The 17526-nt window shown below is 58.5% G+C and carries 16 protein-coding genes; 3 read left to right on the forward strand and 13 right to left on the reverse strand.

The genetic code is table 11. The features are described from left to right. Positions 1 to 187 precede the first annotated feature (187 nt). A complete protein-coding gene (gene rpsU / locus AB4O41_RS19625; protein ID WP_002551877.1) occupies positions 188 to 403 on the reverse strand; it encodes a 30S ribosomal protein S21 in 216 nt (71 codons plus the stop codon). A gap of 199 nt (positions 404 to 602) precedes the next feature. Here rpsU and tsaD point away from each other — a divergent pair, with 199 nt between their 5' ends. Next, positions 603 to 1628, forward strand: a complete 1026-nt coding sequence (tsaD, locus tag AB4O41_RS19630) for a tRNA (adenosine(37)-N6)-threonylcarbamoyltransferase complex transferase subunit TsaD (protein WP_460144356.1) — start codon at positions 603 to 605, stop codon at positions 1626 to 1628. A gap of 23 nt (positions 1629 to 1651) precedes the next feature. Here tsaD and plsY read toward each other — a convergent pair whose 3' ends face one another. After that, positions 1652 to 2221 carry a glycerol-3-phosphate 1-O-acyltransferase PlsY gene (plsY, locus tag AB4O41_RS19635; protein ID WP_460144357.1) on the reverse strand — a complete coding sequence of 190 codons (570 nt, stop codon included), beginning with the start codon at positions 2219 to 2221 and terminating at the stop codon, positions 1652 to 1654. A gap of 74 nt (positions 2222 to 2295) precedes the next feature. On the opposite strand from plsY, the gene folB reads away from it, so the two are divergent. Both folB and folK read left to right on the forward strand, forming a co-directional pair. Next, positions 2296 to 2649, forward strand: coding sequence for a dihydroneopterin aldolase (gene folB / locus AB4O41_RS19640; RefSeq protein ID WP_253552248.1), 354 nt, complete (start codon positions 2296 to 2298; stop codon positions 2647 to 2649). Beyond that, positions 2640 to 3158 carry a 2-amino-4-hydroxy-6-hydroxymethyldihydropteridine diphosphokinase gene (gene folK / locus AB4O41_RS19645; protein WP_460144358.1) on the forward strand — a complete coding sequence of 173 codons (519 nt, stop codon included), beginning with the start codon at positions 2640 to 2642 and terminating at the stop codon, positions 3156 to 3158. The genes folB and folK overlap by 10 nt, the downstream gene beginning before the upstream one ends. A gap of 81 nt (positions 3159 to 3239) precedes the next feature. Here the strand turns inward: folK and AB4O41_RS19650 are convergent, their stop codons facing one another. The 11 genes from AB4O41_RS19650 to AB4O41_RS19700 form a co-directional block, all read right to left on the reverse strand. Further along, positions 3240 to 4469: a multifunctional CCA addition/repair protein gene (locus tag AB4O41_RS19650; protein ID WP_460144359.1), complete on the reverse strand. Its 1230-nt coding sequence runs from the start codon at positions 4467 to 4469 to the stop codon at positions 3240 to 3242. A gap of 64 nt (positions 4470 to 4533) precedes the next feature. Further along, on the reverse strand, positions 4534 to 6096 hold the full coding sequence (locus tag AB4O41_RS19655; protein ID WP_460144360.1) for a SpoVR family protein: 1563 nt from the start codon (positions 6094 to 6096) through the stop codon (positions 4534 to 4536). After that, positions 6093 to 7364, reverse strand: coding sequence for a YeaH/YhbH family protein (locus AB4O41_RS19660; protein ID WP_367373183.1), 1272 nt, complete (start codon positions 7362 to 7364; stop codon positions 6093 to 6095). The genes AB4O41_RS19655 and AB4O41_RS19660 overlap by 4 nt, the downstream gene beginning before the upstream one ends. A gap of 202 nt (positions 7365 to 7566) precedes the next feature. Next, positions 7567 to 9489, reverse strand: a complete 1923-nt coding sequence (locus AB4O41_RS19665) for a PrkA family serine protein kinase (protein WP_007904259.1) — start codon at positions 9487 to 9489, stop codon at positions 7567 to 7569. Positions 9490 to 9786: 297 nt separating this feature from the next. Further along, positions 9787 to 10116 carry a thiosulfate sulfurtransferase GlpE gene (glpE, locus tag AB4O41_RS19670; RefSeq protein WP_030130002.1) on the reverse strand — a complete coding sequence of 110 codons (330 nt, stop codon included), beginning with the start codon at positions 10114 to 10116 and terminating at the stop codon, positions 9787 to 9789. A gap of 33 nt (positions 10117 to 10149) precedes the next feature. Beyond that, positions 10150 to 11031, reverse strand: a complete 882-nt coding sequence (locus AB4O41_RS19675; protein ID WP_460144361.1) for a symmetrical bis(5'-nucleosyl)-tetraphosphatase — start codon at positions 11029 to 11031, stop codon at positions 10150 to 10152. Beyond that, positions 11031 to 11411 carry a Co2+/Mg2+ efflux protein ApaG gene (gene apaG / locus AB4O41_RS19680; RefSeq protein WP_460144362.1) on the reverse strand — a complete coding sequence of 127 codons (381 nt, stop codon included), beginning with the start codon at positions 11409 to 11411 and terminating at the stop codon, positions 11031 to 11033. Before apaG ends, AB4O41_RS19675 begins: the two co-directional genes overlap by 1 nt. A gap of 115 nt (positions 11412 to 11526) precedes the next feature. Then, positions 11527 to 12345, reverse strand: a complete 819-nt coding sequence (gene rsmA, locus AB4O41_RS19685) for a 16S rRNA (adenine(1518)-N(6)/adenine(1519)-N(6))-dimethyltransferase RsmA (RefSeq protein ID WP_460144363.1) — start codon at positions 12343 to 12345, stop codon at positions 11527 to 11529. Further along, positions 12342 to 13331 (reverse strand): 4-hydroxythreonine-4-phosphate dehydrogenase PdxA, encoded by a 990-nt coding sequence (pdxA, locus tag AB4O41_RS19690; RefSeq protein ID WP_460144364.1) that lies wholly within the window; start codon positions 13329 to 13331, stop codon positions 12342 to 12344. The genes rsmA and pdxA overlap by 4 nt, the downstream gene beginning before the upstream one ends. After that, a complete protein-coding gene (surA, locus tag AB4O41_RS19695) occupies positions 13328 to 14644 on the reverse strand; it encodes a peptidylprolyl isomerase SurA (protein WP_460144365.1) in 1317 nt (438 codons plus the stop codon). Before surA ends, pdxA begins: the two co-directional genes overlap by 4 nt. Then, a complete protein-coding gene (locus tag AB4O41_RS19700) occupies positions 14625 to 17438 on the reverse strand; it encodes an LPS-assembly protein LptD (RefSeq protein ID WP_460144366.1) in 2814 nt (937 codons plus the stop codon). The genes surA and AB4O41_RS19700 overlap by 20 nt, the downstream gene beginning before the upstream one ends. Positions 17439 to 17526: the final 88 nt, after the last annotated feature.

Genomic DNA, 17526 nt, shown 5'->3' on the forward strand with positions numbered 1-17526 from the left:
GTAGCCTTGGAAGGCTCGTCAGAAAAGACGTGCACCGCTGGCAAAAGAGCCAGGTCTGACGCTGTGAAGCAGATTTGTCTCGGTCGCGTCTGCGACTTTGACGGTGAAGCATCAAGCGTTTTCCGCAAATGCCATTAGCCCGGCTGAGGGCCGGGCTTGGCAGAAGCTTGCTACGATCGTCTGTGTATTAGTACAGACGAACGGCGCGGCGCTGTTCGCGCTGAACTTTCTTGGCGTGACGCTTAACAGCGGCTGCTGCTTTACGCTTACGCTCAGAAGTTGGCTTCTCGTAAAATTCGCGGCTACGAACTTCAGCCAGTACACCGGCTTTTTCGCAGGAGCGCTTGAAACGACGCAGAGCTACGTCGAAGGGTTCGTTCTCTTTTACTTTGACGGCTGGCATCCAGAGCTACCTTCATTCATTACCGGGGTCAACATCCTCGCGGCAAAAGAGCACTTGAAGACGTCGGTTTTTAAGGGTTGCGGATGTTAACCCCTCATCGCTCGGAATGCAAAGCCTCTGATCGAAAACCGCTGGTCGGGGCATCACGCGACGACTATTATGCGCGCCTTCGAATTCAGCCTCTACAAGGCGCAAACCCATGCTAGTACTGGGATTAGAAACCTCTTGCGACGAAACCGGTGTCGCACTTTACGACAGTGAACGCGGGTTGTTGGCCGACGCGCTGTTCAGTCAGATCGATCTGCATCGTGCCTATGGCGGCGTGGTGCCGGAGCTGGCGTCGCGTGATCACGTCAAACGCATGCTGCCCTTGATTCGTCAGGTCCTGGCCGAGGCCGACTGTGTTCCGACCGAGATCGACGCCATCGCTTATACCGCGGGTCCTGGCCTGGTCGGAGCCTTGCTGGTGGGGGCTTCGTGCGCCCAGGCGCTGGCCTTTGCCTGGGGTATTCCGGCCTTGGGCGTGCACCACATGGAAGGTCACTTGTTGGCGCCGATGCTGGAGTCGCAACCTCCGGAGTTCCCGTTCGTCGCTTTGTTGGTGTCGGGTGGTCATACGCAGCTGGTTCAGGTCGACGGGATTGGCCAATACACGCTCTTGGGCGAGACCCTCGACGATGCTGCCGGCGAAGCGTTCGATAAAACCGCGAAGATGATGGGCCTGAATTATCCGGGCGGCCCGGAGATTGCTCGTCTGGCGGAGCAGGGCGTTGCAGGACGTTTCACTTTTCCGCGTCCGATGTGTGATCGTCCGGGCTTGGCTTTCAGCTTCAGCGGCCTGAAAACCTTTGCGCTGAACACCTGGCAGCAGAGCGTCAGCGCCGGGGACGACAGCGAGCAAGCCCGTTGCGACATCTCGCTGGCGTTCCAGCAGGCCGTGGTGGAGACTTTGACCATCAAGTGCAAGCGTGCCCTGAAACAGGCGGGTCTCAAGCGTCTGGTGATCGCAGGAGGCGTCAGCGCCAACAAAGCGCTACGGGTTTCACTGGAGAAAATGCTCGGCGACTTGAAGGGCGATGTGTTTTATGCGCGTCCGGAGTTCTGCACCGATAATGGCGCGATGATTGCGTTTGCCGGCTGCCAGCGCTTGCAGGCCGGCCAGCATGAAAGCCTGGCGATCAGCGTGCAGGCGCGCTGGCCAATGGAGCAACTGTCGGCGCTGTGATGAGCGGTGTTCACGTGCGGTATTTAAAAATGCCGTTCGCGCCCGGCAAACAGGTCGCGTAGATTGCCGCGATGACGCCAGACGATAAGGCCCGTGAGCGCGCTCATGGGTAGCAGTGCCGCCGGTTCTTGCCAGGCAAGCAGCGGCAGGGTCAATGGCGTGGCAATGAGGGCGGCGAGTGAGCTGGTGCGGGTCAGGTAGAACGTCAGCAGCCAGGCGCAGACCGCCAGCAGCGCGGCAGGCGGGTAAAGCCCCAGCAGCATGCCAGCTGCGGTGGCGACGCCCTTGCCACCGCGAAAGCGGAAGTACAGCGGAAACAGGTGACCGATAACGGCACAGACGCCGATCCAGGCCTGTTCTTGCAGTGAAAGGCCTATCGCACCCGCGATCAATACGGGCAGCAGGCCTTTGTTCACGTCGCCGAGCAAGGTCAGGATGGCGAGTTTCTTGCCGGCCAGACGCAACATGTTGGTGGCTCCGGCATTGCCCGAGCCACTCATTCGCGGATCGGGGTTACCGGTCAGGCGGCTGAGCAAAATGGCAAAGGACAGAGAGCCAAGCAGGTAGGCGAGGATCGCCAGTAACCAAAACATGCTAACTATTCCGGGCGAGGACGCCCTGATTCTAACGGCGCATTGCGCCCTTGTCGTGCAGTGGAGAGAAGTGCTTGGACAGAGTGTTTATCGAGGGCCTGGAAGTCGACACCGTGATTGGTGCCTACGACTGGGAACGAGGCATCCGACAGTGTCTTCGACTTGATCTGAGCTTCGCCTGGGACAATCGTCCGGCCGCCGCCGGTGATGACCTGACCCTGGCGCTCGACTACGCGAGCGTTTCGTCACGCATTCAGGCGTTCGCCGAGCAGGCACAGTTTCAGCTGGTCGAGACCTTTGCCGAGCGTTTGGCGGAAGTGCTGATGAGCGAATTCAAGATCACCTGGATGCACCTCAAGCTGACCAAGCCAGGTGCCGTCCCGGCGGCCACGGGTGTGGGCGTGGAGATCGAGCGCGGATGTCGCTGACTCAGGTGTACCTTGGGCTCGGTAGCAATATCGAGCGCGAATCCCATTTGCAGGCTGGCCTGGACGCCTTGGCGGGTTTCCTGGTGGATATGCGCTGCTCGGCGGTATTCGAAAGCCAGCCGGTGGGGATCAAGAGCGGGCCTTTTTTCAACTTTGTGGTCTCGGCCTTCACCGACCTGCCGCTGATGGAGCTGGATCGACGGTTGAAGTTCATCGAGGCGGATAACGGCCGTTACGCGCCGGACCGCAAGGGCTTGCCGCTGGATATTGACGTGCTGCTGTTCGGCGATCTGGTGGGCAACTTCGATGGTTTGATCTTGCCGCGGGCAGAGATTCTGAAAAATGCCTTCGTGCTGTGGCCGTTGTCGCTGATTGCACCGGATCGTGTGCATCCGGGCGTAGGCAAAAGCTTTTCGGCTTTGTGGGATGAGGCGCAGATCGATCAGGTGCTGGCGCCGGTGGCTTTTGAGTGGCGCGGCAAGCAGCTGACCCCTTTGAATTTGTTGTGAGGCGGATGACGCCATCGCGGGCAAGCCCGCTCCCACAGGTTTAGGCTAACCCTGTGGGAGCGGGCTTGCCCGCGATGCTTTTCAAGCAGGCGCTGCCGCTTTGTAAACCTTCAACGCCTTGAGCCGCTCGCCCTTGATCGCCTCGCCCAGTTCCGGTCCCTTGAATCCCTTCTCCAACAACGGCTGAACGGCAACACTTCGCGCCGCCGTTGCAGCGCCACGTAAATAATCCGCCTGTGGATAACTACGCTGCTCCAGCCCCTTGCGTCCACGGGCGTCCATCTCGCACGCAGCGATAAACTCCTCAAAGCGCTGAGGTCGACGATAGACGTCGAAACTCTGCAGCAACTCCAGCAAGGTCGACGGCTTCAGCTCCAGAGCGCGATGGCCATGGGTGTGATACTTGCCCACCAGCAGCGCCAATTCCTGACAGTCCTTCGGTGCCTTGAAGCGCTCGTTGACCGCTTTGATCAGCTTCAGGCCTTTGTGCTCGTGGGCGATGTGGCGGGGCCATTCTTCCTCGGGCGTCAAGCCTTTGCCCAGGTCATGCAGCAAGCAGGCCCAGCGTACGGTCAGCGGTTGTTTGTGCAGCGCCGCTTGCTCCAGCACGCTCAAGGTATGCACGCCCGTGTCGATTTCCGGGTGATGGGCTTCGGGTTGCGGTACACCGAACAGCGCGTCGACTTCCGGCATCAGTACTTTGAGAGCGCCGCACTCGCGCAACACCTCGATGAATACCTGGGGTTGGTCTTCCATCAGCGCGCGGGCGATTTCTTTCCAGTTGCGTTCGGGAGTCAATGCCTCCAATTCACCTGATTCGCTGAGCTGACGCATCAGCTCCAATGTCTCGGGGGCGACGGTGAAACCCAGTTCTGCGTAACGGGCGGCGAAGCGGGCAACGCGCAGAACACGGAGAGGATCTTCGGCGAACGCGGGGGAAACGTGACGAAGCAGGCGCGCCTCTAGATCCCGCTGGCCATGGTAGGGGTCGGTCAGGTTCTGCTGGTCGTCTTCGGCCATGGCGTTGATCGTCAGGTCGCGACGAATCAGATCTTCTTCGAGTGTGACGTCGGGGCTGGCGTGAAAGATGAAGCCGCCGTAGCCGCGCCCGTTCTTGCGTTCGGTGCGGGCGAGGGCGTACTCCTCACCGCTTTTGGGGTGAAGAAACACCGGGAAGTCCGCGCCCACCGGACGAAAGCCCTTGGCGAGCATTTCTTCGGTGGTTGCGCCTACAACGACCCAGTCGATATCGGTGACAGGCTGGCCGAGCAGGCGATCGCGTACCGCACCGCCGACTTTATAAATCTGCATAAAAAACCTCCGTTAGCCCGACAGAATAACCTTTGCGTCGAACTTCCGGAGGCAGAAAACCGGATCAAAGATGAATGACTGCCAGGTCCAGTCGGCCGTAATCCCCCTCGCCGTGCTCGCTTCTAGGCGGAACATGGTGGGTTTTCATCACCTGATCCCCTTGCAGGGTTTCCAGGTGAATGTCGAAGCCCCAGAGGCGGTGCAGGTGCTTGAGTACTTCGTCAGTGGAATCGCCCAGCGGTTTGCGGTCGTGTTGCTGGTGACGCAAGGTCAGGGAGCGGTCGCCACGCCGGTCAATGCTGTAGATCTGTATGTTGGGTTCGCGATTGCCCAGGTTGTATTGCGCCGCCAGGGTTTCACGAATGGTTCGATAGCCGTCTTCGTCGTGTATCGCCGGAACCAGCAGATCGTCCTTCTGATCGTCATCGAGGATGCTGAAAAGCTTGAGGTCGCGGATCACCTTGGGTGACAGGTACTGCAGGATGAAACTCTCATCCTTGAAGCTGCTCATGGCGAATTTGATGCTGGACAGCCAGTCGGTACCGGCGATTTCCGGAAACCAGCGATAGTCCTCTTCGGTGGGGTGTTCGCATATCCGGCGGATATCGCGATACATGGCAAAACCCAGGGTGTAGGGGTTGATGCCGCTGTAGTAAGGGCTGTCGAAGCCGGGTTGAAAGACCACGCTGGTATGGGAAGTCAGGAACTCCATCATGAAGCCATCGGTGACGAGGCCTTCGTCATACAAGTCGTTCATCAAGGTGTAGTGCCAGAACGTGGCCCAGCCTTCGTTCATCACCTGTGTCTGGCGTTGTGGATAAAAATACTGGGCGATCTTGCGCACAATCCGCACGATTTCGCGCTGCCAAGGCTCCAGCAGCGGAGCGTGCTTTTCGATGAAGTACAGGATGTTTTCCTGAGGTTCGACGGGGAAGCGTGCGTTGTCCTTGTCGCTGTATTTGTCCGCGCCTTTTGGAATGGTCCTCCACAAATCGTTGATCTGCTTCTGCAGATGCTCTTCCCGATCCTTCTGCCGACGGCGTTCTTCTTCGGCGGAAATCGGATAAGGGCGTTTGTAACGATCGACTCCGTAATTCATCAGCGCATGGCAGGAATCGAGCAAGTCCTCCACCGCGTCGATTCCGTGGCGTTCTTCGCACTGCATGATGTACTGCTTGGCGAACACCAGGTAATCGATGATCGAGCTGGCGTCGGTCCAGGTGCGGAACAGGTAGTTGCCTTTGAAGAAACTGTTATGGCCATAGCAGGCGTGAGCCACTACCAGAGCCTGCATGCAGATGGTGTTTTCTTCCATCAGATAGGCGATGCAAGGGTCCGAGTTGATCACAATCTCGTAGGCCAGGCCCATCTGGCCGCGGCTGTAGGATTTTTCGGTGCTGAGGAAGTGTTTGCCATAGGACCAGTGGTGATAACCCAACGGCATGCCGACAGAGGCGTAGGCGTCCATCATCTGTTCGGCGGTGATCACTTCGATCTGGTTGGGGTACGTATCCAGCGCGTAGCGGGCCGCGAGACGACTGATTTCGCGGTCGTAGGCCTGGATCAGCTCGAATGTCCATTCGGAGCCGGTGGAAATGGGTTGGCGCTTCTGCTCTTTGGCGGTCATGTCACTAACCTGCGCTGGAAGAGTTCACGGAAGACCGGATAGATATCCCCGGCCGAGACCAGTTGCTGCTGGGCAAAAGTGTCAGAGAAGGCTTCGGCAATGCGTTCGTACTCGAACCACAAGGCCTGATGTTCGCGCGGGGTAATCTCAACATAAGTGTAGTACTGCACGAACGGCATGATCTGGTTGATCAGGATGTCGCGGCAGATCGGCGAATCGTCGTTCCAGTTGTCGCCGTCGGATGCCTGGGCAGCATAGATGTTCCATTCATTGCTCGGATAACGCTCGGCCATGATCTCCTGCATCAGTTTCAGGGCGCTGGAGACGATGGTGCCGCCGGTTTCCCGGGAGTAGAAAAACTCCTCCTCATCCACTTCGCGGGCACTGGTGTGGTGGCGGATGAATACGACGTCGATTTTGTCGTAGTTCCGCTTGAGGAACAGGTACAGCAGGATGAAGAAGCGTTTGGCGATGTCCTTGGTCGCCTGGGTCATGGAGCCGGACACGTCCATCAGGCAAAACATCACTGCTTTGGAGCTGGGGTTCGGCTGCTTGATCAGCAGGTTGTACTTGAGGTCGAAGGTGTCGAGAAAGGGCACTCGGTGAATGCGCGCGCTGAGTTTCTCGATCTCTGCTTCGAGGTCCTGGATATCGCCGAAGTTATCCGGTTCCTCGCGTTTAAGTCGCAGCAGTTCCTCTTTTGCTTCGCGCAATTTCGCCCGGCTGCTGCCGGACAAGGCAATGCGCCGGGCATGAGCCGAACGCAGCGTGCGGATGATGTTGATCCGTGACGGGTTGCCCTCGTTGCTGATGCCTGCGCGTACAGTTTTGAACGTGTCGGTGCCGGTCAGGTGGCGTTTGACCAGATTTGGCAGCTCCAGGTCCTCGAACATGAACTCGAGGAATTCCTCCTGGGTAATCTGGAAGACGAATTCGTCCATCCCTTCACCCGTGTTACCGGCCTTGCCGGGGCCTCTGCCGCCTCCACCTCCAGGCGGACGGGCAATGTGCTCGCCGCTGGTGAATTCCTTGTTGCCGGGGTGCACGATGGTTTGCTTGCCGCCACGACCGTGGTGAAGCACCGGCTCGTCGATGTCGCGGCCGGGAATGCTGATCTGCTCGCCGTGTTCCATATCGGTAATGGAGCGCCGGCTGACCGCCTCTTCGACAGCCTTTTTGATGTGATCACGGTAGCGCCGCAGAAACCGCTGGCGGTTTACCGTGCTCTTGTTCTTGCCATTGAGACGTCGGTCGATCACATAGCTCATGACTGCTCCTTAGAAGCTGTCCTGAAATGGGCGAGCGTTAACGCAGCATAAGGCCAGTGCCGGAGGGTGTACACGCTCCCCCCAAGCGCTTTGATGCTGCCTGAACCTCGCTACCGCATTTCGGACACCTCCAGAGGCCTGTGTAACAGAAAAAGCGTAAACAGGCCTCGGGCTAACGACAACCGGTCTGACCGGCAGCGGGTTACTGTGATTTTCTGACCCGCAAGTACCACTCGGACAGCAGTCGTACCTGTTTGTCGGTGTAGCCCCGCTCGACCATCCGTGTGACAAAGTCGTTGTGCTTCTGCTGGTCTTCTTTGCTGGCCTTGGCGTTGAAGCTGATGACCGGCAGCAAGTCCTCGGTGTTGGAGAACATTTTCTTCTCGATGACCACCCGCAGTTTTTCGTAGCTGAGCCAGGTTGGGTTCTTGCCGTTGTTGTTGGCTCGGGCGCGCAATACGAAGTTGACGATTTCGTTGCGGAAATCCTTCGGATTGCTGATGCCGGCCGGTTTTTCGATTTTCTCCAGTTCCTCGTTCAGGGCTACGCGGTTGAGGATTTCGCCGGTTTCCGGATCGCGATATTCCTGATCCTGAATCCAGAAGTCGGCGTACAGCACGTAGCGATCGAAGATGTTCTGACCGTACTCGCTATAAGACTCGAGGTAGGCAGTCTGGATCTCCTTGCCGATGAATTCGATATAACGCGGCGCCAGGTACTCTTTCAGGAAGCGCAGATAGCGTTCGCGGGTCTCCGCCTGGAACTGTTCCTGTTCGATCTGTTGTTCCAGCACGTAGAGCAGATGCACCGGGTTGGCGGCGATTTCGTGCGGATCGAAGTTGAAGACCTTCGACAGGATCTTGAAGGCGAAGCGGGTCGACAGACCGTTCATGCCTTCATCAACACCCGCTGCGTCGCGGTATTCCTGGATCGATTTGGCCTTCGGATCGGTGTCCTTGAGGTTTTCACCGTCGTACACGCGCATTTTGGAGTAGATATTGGAGTTTTCCGGCTCCTTGAGGCGCGAGAGTACGGTGAACTGAGCGAGCATTTTCAGGGTATCGGGCGCGCAATGGGCCTTGGCCAGCGAGCTGTTGAAGAGGAGTTTGTCGTAGATCTTCACCTCGTCGCTGACGCGCAGGCAGTACGGCACTTTGACGATATAGATCCGGTCGATGAAGGCTTCGTTGTTCTTGTTGTTACGGAAGGTGTGCCATTCCGATTCGTTGGAGTGGGCCAGCAGGATCCCGGTAAACGGAATCGCGCCCAAGCCTTCGGTACTGTTGTAGTTGCCTTCCTGGGTGGCCGTCAGCAATGGGTGCAGCACCTTGATCGGTGCCTTGAACATTTCGACGAACTCCATCAGGCCCTGGTTGGCCCGGCACAGGGCTCCCGAGTAGCTGTAGGCATCGGCGTCGTTCTGCGGGAACTCTTCCAGTTTGCGGATATCGACCTTGCCCACCAGTGCCGAGATGTCCTGGTTGTTTTCATCTCCCGGCTCGGTTTTCGCGACCGCAATCTGGTTGAGGATCGACGGATAGAGTTTCACCACGCGGAACTGGCTGATATCGCCGCCGAATTCGGCCAGGCGCTTGGTGGCCCATGGCGACATGATGGTATTGAGATAGCGCCGGGGAATGCCGAAGTCTTCCTCAAGGATCGCGCCATCTTCAGTGGCGTTGAACAGACCCAGAGGCGACTCGAAAACCGGCGAGCCCTTGATTGCGTAGAAGGGCACTTTCTCGATCAGTTGTTTGAGCTTTTCGGCCAGGGACGATTTACCGCCGCCGACCGGGCCGAGCAGGTAGAGGATCTGTTTCTTTTCTTCCAGACCCTGGGCTGCATGGCGGAAATACGACACGATCTGGTCAATGCATTCTTCCATCCCGTGGAAGTCTTCAAAGGCCGGATAGCGGCGGATCACCTTGTTGGAAAAGATTCGCGACAGCCTCGAGTTGGTCGAGGTGTCGAGCAGCTCCGGTTCACCGATGGCCAGCAAAAGACGCTCAGCTGCGGAAACGTAGGCGCTGCGGTCCTTTTTGCACAGCTCCAGGTACTCCTGCAGCGAGAGTTCTTCCTGGCGCGTGGACTCGAAGCGTTGTTGGAAGTGGCTAAAGATACTCATGACGTCACCTCGCTCGATACGTGGAGCCGACGCCGGATCAGTCAGTCGATGCTGGCAAGCAACTGAATATGCAGTTGCTGTTTACCCCCCAGAACACCTTCAGGGTATCAACCCCGAAAGCTACTCCCGATGACCCGCGCGCCGGTGTACCGGCTCTCCCCTGTTTTGGATGGCCTGCGCTTAAGGATAGTTCGGAATCTTGAAGGTAAAGGCGCAATAAGTAATTAGTTGTGGCAGACCGTTCGTCTGCCAGTGCCCGAACCCACGGGGGCCGGGGCTTGCACGCCTTGAAAAAAATTATTCGGAAGTGCCTTGCGCCGTTTCCGAAGGATAGGTCGTACGCCACAGCTCAAAACCGCCGTCCATGCTGTAGACGTCCGAGAAGCCTTGACTGATCAGATAAGCAGCCGCGCCCTGGCTGGAGTTGCCGTGATAGCAGACCACCACCGTCGGCGCGTCCAGGTCAGCGCCCTGAATGAAAGCATGCAGAGAATGGTTGTCCAGGTGCTTCGAACCGGCAATGTGCAGCGCGGCGAAAGTTGCAGGGTCGCGGACATCGACCACCACCGCGCCTTGTTCGCGCAGGGCCTGGGCCTGTTCTGGGGGGATACGTTTGAATTCGCTCATGGCGGGCTCCTGTGGCTCGGCTGAAAGCGCAGTCTAGCGCGGGGCGCTGGCTGACGTTTGTTCGGGAATAGAGGCGGCGACAGCCGGCCGGGTGTGGCCATGGGCGTCGCATTTACATTGCAAGCGCTCGCCGGTGTCGACGTTCATCAGGGTCATGGCGCCACCCCAGACGCAACCGGTGTCGAGCGCAAACAGACCCGGCTCGTTGCACTGGCCTTCGAGCGCTGCCCAGTGACCGAAGATGATCTTCAGGTCTTTGGTCTTGCGCTCCTTGTGGGTGAACCACGGCGCATAACCCGGCGGTGCGGTGTCGATGCCTTCCTTGCCCTTGAGATCGAGCTTGCCGTCGCTGGTGCAGAAACGCATCCGGGTGAAATAGTTGGTGATGACTCGCAAGCGCGGCGCGCCCTTGAGGTCGTTATCCCATTTCACTGGCTCGTTGCCGTACATACCGTCGAGGTAAGGCGCGAAGCGGTTGTCATCGCGCAGGGCTTCTTCGACTTCGGCGGCGCACTTCAAGGCTTTGCGTAGCGACCATTGAGGCGGGATGCCGGCATGAACCAGAGCGATATCGCGCTGTTCGTCGTAATGCATGAGCTTTTGCTGTCGGACCCACTCCAGTAGCTCCGCGCTATCGGGTGCTTCAAGGATCTCGCGCAGGGTGTCGGCTTTCTTCAGGCGTTCGATGTTTTGCCCGACGGCCAGCAAGTGCAGGTCATGATTGCCGAGTACGCACACCAGCGATTCGCGGATGCTATAGAGGAAGCGCAAGGTTTCCAGCGACTGTGGGCCACGGTTGATGAGATCACCCACCAGCCACAGACGGTCCCGCGCAGGGTCGAAAGCGACTTGCTTGAGCAGGCATTGCAGCGGCTCAAGGCAACCTTGCAAATCGCCGACGGCATACGTCGCCATCAGTGCAAGGCTCCGGGTACCGCCAGACGGAACGGTGCGATGATGGCATCGAAGTGTTTGCCGTCCTCGGCGACCATTTCATACGTGCCCTGCATCGTACCGACCTTGGACGTCATGACAGTGCCGCTGCTGTAAGTGTGGCTCTTGCCGACGTCGATCAACGGCTGCTGGCCGACGACGCCTGCACCGCGAACCTCCTCGACATGTCCGTCGCCATCGGTGATCACCCAGTGCCGTGAAAGCAGTTTGGCGGGTACAAGGCCATTGTTCTGCACGGTGATGGTGTAGGCGAAGGCAAAACGGTTGTGTTCGGGTTGCGATTGTTCTGCCAGATAGCGGGTGACGACGCTGACGTCGACCTGATAACGAGGATCGGACATGCAAAAGGCCTTAGAAACGAAGCGGGACGCGGGGCGTAGCTGATTGAACTCAGTCTAGGCCAAGTATCGGGTAGTAGACCAGAGTGGCGTCCTACCCGATAGCGCTCATCGCCTGTCAGTCGGTAACAGGCTTTTGTAGGACTTGTTCGCTGAGCTTGTCGGCCAGGCGCACGAAGGCAGCCAGATCGAGCTGTTCGGGGCGCAGGCTGCCATCGACGCCGGCGGCTTCGATTTCGGCGTTGCTCAGCAGCAGTTTGAGAGTGTTGCGCAATGTTTTGCGGCGCTGGTTGAAGGCTTCGCGCACGACGCGCTCCAGCAGTTTGTGATCTTTGGCTGGATGCGGGAGTACCGCGTGAGGCACCAGGCGCACGATAGCCGAATCGACTTTCGGCGGCGGATTGAATGCGCCCGGGCCGACGTTGAACAGATGCTCGACCCGGCAATGGTACTGAACCATGATCGAGAGGCGACCCCAGTCACCGCCACCAGGCCCCGCCGCCAGACGCTCGACCACTTCCTTTTGCAGCATGAAGTGCATGTCGCGTATCAGGTGGGAGTTGTGCAGCAGATGAAAAATCAGCGGCGTAGAGATGTTGTACGGCAGGTTGCCGACTACCCGAAGGCTGCCCGGTGCTGCGTTCAGGCTGTTGAAGTCGAACTTCAGCGCGTCGCCCTGATGCAGGTGGAAATTGCTCTTGCTGGCGAACTGCTGGTTGAGGATCGGGATCAGGTCCTTGTCCAGCTCTACTACGTCCAGTTGGGCGCCGCTGTTGAGTAGGCCTTCGGTCAATGCACCCTGGCCCGGGCCGATTTCCAGCAGACGGTCTTCGGGTTTGGCGTGGATGGAGCGCAGGATGCGGTCGATAACGCCGGCATCGTGCAGGAAGTTCTGGCCGAAGCGCTTGCGCGCCCGGTGTTGGTAATGCTCGGTCATAAACGGGTCTCGGCCATCTGGTAGGCGGTTTCCAGGGCGACTTGCAGGCTGCCGGTATCGATTTTGCCGCTACCGGCCAGATCCAGGGCGGTGCCGTGGTCGACCGATGTGCGGATGATCGGCAAGCCGAGGGTCACGTTGACTGCCGCGCCGAAGCCTTTGTATTTCAGCACGGGCAGGCCCTGGTCATGGTACATCGCCAGCACCGCGTCGCAGTGCTCCAGATATTTTGGGGTAAACAGAGTGTCGGCGGGCAGGGGACCGCGAAGGTCCATGCCCTCGCCGCGCAGGCGCTCTAATGTGGGTTCGATGATGTCGATTTCTTCATGGCCCAGATGACCGCCTTCACCGGCGTGCGGGTTAAGCCCGCAAACCAGGATGCGTGGCTGGGCGATGCCGAATTTTTCTTGCAGGTCGGCGTGCAGAATCCGTGTGACCCGCTCCAGCCGCTCCGGTGTGATTGCATCGGCAATCTCGCGAAGGGGCAGGTGAGTGGTGACCAGCGCCACGCGCAAGCCGCGAGTGGCGAGCATCATCACCACTTGCGCGGTATGAGTCAGGTCAGCAAGAAACTCCGTGTGCCCGGAAAAGGCGATTCCGGATTCGTTGATTACGCCCTTGTGCACAGGGGCGGTGATCATGCCGGCGAAATGCCCGTCCAGGCAGCCTTGGCCAGCACGCGTCAGGGTTTCCAGGACAAAAGCGGCATTGGCCTTGTCCAGTTGCCCGGCGGTGACCTTGGCGTTGAGCGGCGTATCCCACACATACAGGCTGTTGGCAGGTGCGGGAGCATCCGGCCAGCTGTCCGGCGTTACCGGCAGCAGATCGACAACCACGCCCAGCTGCGCAGCCCGCTCGATGAGCAGGTCGCGGCTGGTAATGGCAATCAGAGGGTGTGGCTGGGCTTGCGAGGCGAGCAGCAGGCACAGGTCAGGACCTATGCCGGCCGGTTCGCCGGGGGTCAACGCGAAACGCTTGGGTTTCACTGCGTTGCCTGGTCTGCACCAGGGAGCTTGATTTCTACATACGCTTCGTCACGGATCTGACGCAGCCAGGTTTGCAGCTCTTCGTCGTATTTGCGGTTACGCAGTACGGTCATCGCTTGCTGTTCACGGGCCTGGGTAGTGCTGTCAGTGGCGCGGCGGCCAAGGACTTCCAGAACGTGCCAGCCATATTGGGTCTGGAACGGCTTGGACAGCTGACCTTGTGGGGTCTTGGCCATCACTTCGCGGAATTCAGGAACCAGCGCGTTCGGGTCGATCCAGTTCAGGTCGCCACCGTTGAGGGCGGAACCCGGATCTTCCGAGAAGCTTTTCGCCAGCTCGCCAAAGTCTTCGCCCGCTTCGATACGGGAGTAGAGCGATTGAGCCAGGGCTTTGGTTTTTTCTTCGTCGCGGATCGGGCTTGGTTTGACCAGGATGTGACGCACATGCACTTCGTCACGCACCTGGGCTTCGCCGCCACGCTTGTCGAGAATCTTCAGGATGATGAAGCCGCCCGGCGTGCGCATTGGCTGGGTAATGTCGCCAACCGTCATAGTGCTGAGCATGCGATCGAACGGAGGTGGCAGTTGAGCGGCTTTACGCCAGCCCATGTCGCCGCCTTCCAGCGCGGTTTCGCTGGCGGATTTGGCAATTGCCAACTGACCGAAGTCAGCGCCTTGCTTGAGTTGCTGGTAAACCGCATCGGCTTGTTTGGCGGCATTCTGAATCGCGTCGGAGTTGGCGCTTTCCGGCGTGGGAATCAGGATGTTGGCCAGACGAAATTCTTCGGACAGCTGCATTTTGCCCAGGTCGGACGCGAGGAAGTTCTTCACTTCCTGCTCGGACACCTGAATGCGTTCAGCGACACGGCGCTGACGCACACGGCTGATGATCATTTCGCGGCGGATCTGGTCACGAGCGTCGTCATAAGACAGGCCGTCGCGAGCCAAAGCGGAGCGAAATTGTTCAATCGACATGTTGTTGCGCTGGGCAATGGTGCCGACTGCCTGGTTCAGTTCTTCATCGGTAATGCGGATGCCGGAACGCTCGCCGATCTGCAGTTGCAGGTTTTCGACGATCAGACGCTCGAGCACCTGCTGATCCAGTACGCCGGCAGGCGGTACGGCAGCGCCGCGTTTGGCGATGGTTTGCTGAACTTCGTGAACACGTTGGTCCAGTTGGCTCTGCATGACCACGTCGTTGTCGACGATGGCCACCACTTTATCGATGGACTGTACCGCGGCGTTGGCCGCGGTACCCAGGAACAACGCGCCCAGCATCAGCGGGCGCAGACAATCAGAAAGCTTGGTCTTCACGTTCACGATAACCTTGGATGCCTTTGTCGAGGAAGCTCTCTACCTTGGCGCCGGTGAGGCCGCCGAGTCCCTTCAGAACAATTTGGAGGAAGACGCCGTGGTCGCCTTTTTCGTTTTCCGGGGCGTTCTGACTGAACTCGTCATAGCTGACCCAGTAACGGTTGATCAGGCGCAATTTCCAGCAGCAGTTGTCGTATTCGAAACCACCGAAGGCTTCCAGAGTACGGTTGCGGTTGTAGTCATACTGCCAGCGGCTGATGGCGTTCCACTGCGGCACGATCGGCCAGATCACCGAGAAGTCGTGCTGCTTGATCTTGTAGTAGTCCTTCACGTAGCCAGGTTGGCCAGGGGTGCCATAGTCACCGCCGCCCACCGCCCATTTACCTGTGTTCTGGTCATAACGGACCTGGTCATTGCGATAGCGATAACCGGCGTTGATAACCTTGTTCGGGTTGTCTTCAGGCTGGTAGTGGAACATCGCGCTGCCCGAGCGAGGGCTGCGGCTGTCCGGGTCCCAGTTGTAGTCGGCCGTGGTGCGCCAGTCGCGGTTCCAGCGGTATTCGTATTCCAGTGCATATGGCGAGACGTTGGCTTGAGCATCGGCGCGGGTTTTCGCATCAATACCTGGCAACTGGACTTCGCGGTCCTTGAAATACAAGGCCTGGCCGACGCTGATGCGTTGACGCTCGAAGCCGTTGTCTTCGATCCAGCGGTTGGTGATGCCCAGCGACAGCTTGTTCTCGTCACCGACACGGTCGGAGCCGGAGAAGCGGTTGTCGCGGAACAGCGAGGCGTAGTTGAAGGTGTATTCGCTGGTGTCGAAAACCGGAATATCCTTCTGGTCTTCCTCAGGTACATAAAGGTAGAACAGGCGCGGTTCGAGGGTCTGGCGATAATTCTTGCCGAACCATTGGGTGTTGCGATCGAAATACAGGCCGCTGTCGATGCTCGCGATCGGTACGCCACGGTTCTGATTGCTGCCGAAATGACCATTGAGGTTTTCAGTCCCGGCTGCAGCTGCGGCTTGATCCTGGGCCGCGATTTGGCTTTTGCCGGTACCGTCCAGATCCAGCTGGTATTGGGTGTACTGATACTTGAGCGATGGCTTCAGGAAACCATAGGTCCAGTTCAACGGCAAACTGACACCCGGCTTGAGATTCAAGCGGTCGCCGTTGGCACGTGCCAAGCCTTGAACGTTGTTATCAAGACGCGACTCGACGGTGCCGTCTTCGTTCACGAAGTCGCCGTTCTTCAAATCACGATCAAACCGCACGACCTCTGTCTCGTAATCGAAGTTCAGCCCTTCCGGGTGATAAGGCAGCTGTCCATTGAAGGTGATCTGCGGCAAACGATCGTAAGGCGTAATGTTCGAAACGGTCGCCAGCTGATAAGCCTGGGCATTCAAACGAGCGGTATAGCTGTCACCACGATAGGTGACAGAACCCTGCTGGTTCACGAAATCGGCACTTTTCACACCAATCTGATCAGTCTGCAGATCCTGGAAGTAATACGGATCGCTGATCTTGGTGTAGTCGACCTGCGTGAAGACGCGCGAGTCGAGACCACCCTTGTGCTGCCAGTTGTACATGTAACGATTTTTTTGGTAATCGGTCTGACCACTGCGATCGGTGTCTTCGTCGTTGAGGTACGCGGCGCCGAACTGACCTTCGCTGGATTTGGTCAGGTAGCGGAACTCGCCTTCCATCAACAGCCCGTGCTTGCTCATGTAGCGCGGGTACAACGTGGCATCGTAGTTCGGTGCCAGGTTGAAGTAATACGGGGTGACCAGCAGGAAGCCGGTATCGCTGCCGGTGCCAATGGTTGGCGGCAGGAAGCCGGATTGGCGACGGTCGTCGATCGGGAAATAGATGTATGGCGTGTACAGAACCGGGATGTCCTTGACCCGCAGCGTCACGTTGGTCGCAGTACCGAAACCGGTCGCCGGGTTCAAGGTGATGTTATTGCCCTTGAGCTGCCAGGCGTTGCTGTTCGGTTCGCACGTGGTGTACGTACCATCCTTGAGTCGGATGATCGCGTTCTCGGCACGTTTGGCGTATAGCGCGTTACCGCGGATACGGGATTTGTGCATCACGTATTCGGCGTTGTCGACCTTGGCTTCACCCGTGTCGAGCTGCACGTCGGCGTGGTCGCCCACGATCAGTGCGCCGTTGTCGCGAACACGGACGTTGCCGCTCAGTTCGCCACGGCTCTCGGCCTGGTAGAGGTTCGCTTCGTCGGCTTCGACCTGCATGCTGCCCTGACGCATGACCACGTCACCGGCCAGGGTAGCGACCTGTTCATCCTGCTTATAGCGAGAGGCTTTTGCACCGAGAAAGGTCGGAGCGTCACTTTTATTCGTCTTGTCATTCATGCCAGGACGAATCGGTTCGATATAGGAACCAGAGCAGTAAGGACCGGTTTCGGCCAATTGCGCTGCAGTGAGCTTCTCGCGCGGAACCCAGTCGAGGTGGCTGTAGTCTTCACTACGCGACTTCAGGCCGCGGCCCTTGGACTCGGTAACCAGCACAGGTTTGGCGCCGGTGTCTGCGCTGGAGCCGGTGTCTGCCGGGGCTTCGCCAGTGGCGGAAACTGCGCTGCCGTCATGGACGGGGCGTGGCGGCAATGCAGCGGCCGGCGCTTTTGGCGCACAGTCCCAGGCACCCGAAGCAGAGACTGAGCAGTCATACTGTTCCGCGGCGACCACGAACGAAGTGGCGAGTGGTTGCAGGGCCAGCAGACTGCCGGTGACCAACAACGGAAATTTTTTACGAAACGCGGGGGATTTCAATGCCATCTTATTAGTCCGGGCTTCCTGCGTGCCATCTGCCCGCGGTGTGGGCCGCACGCCTCTCGATGGTCTGAAAAAGATGCTGGATAATAAA

This window comes from Pseudomonas sp. S2_A02 (genome assembly GCF_054668495.1).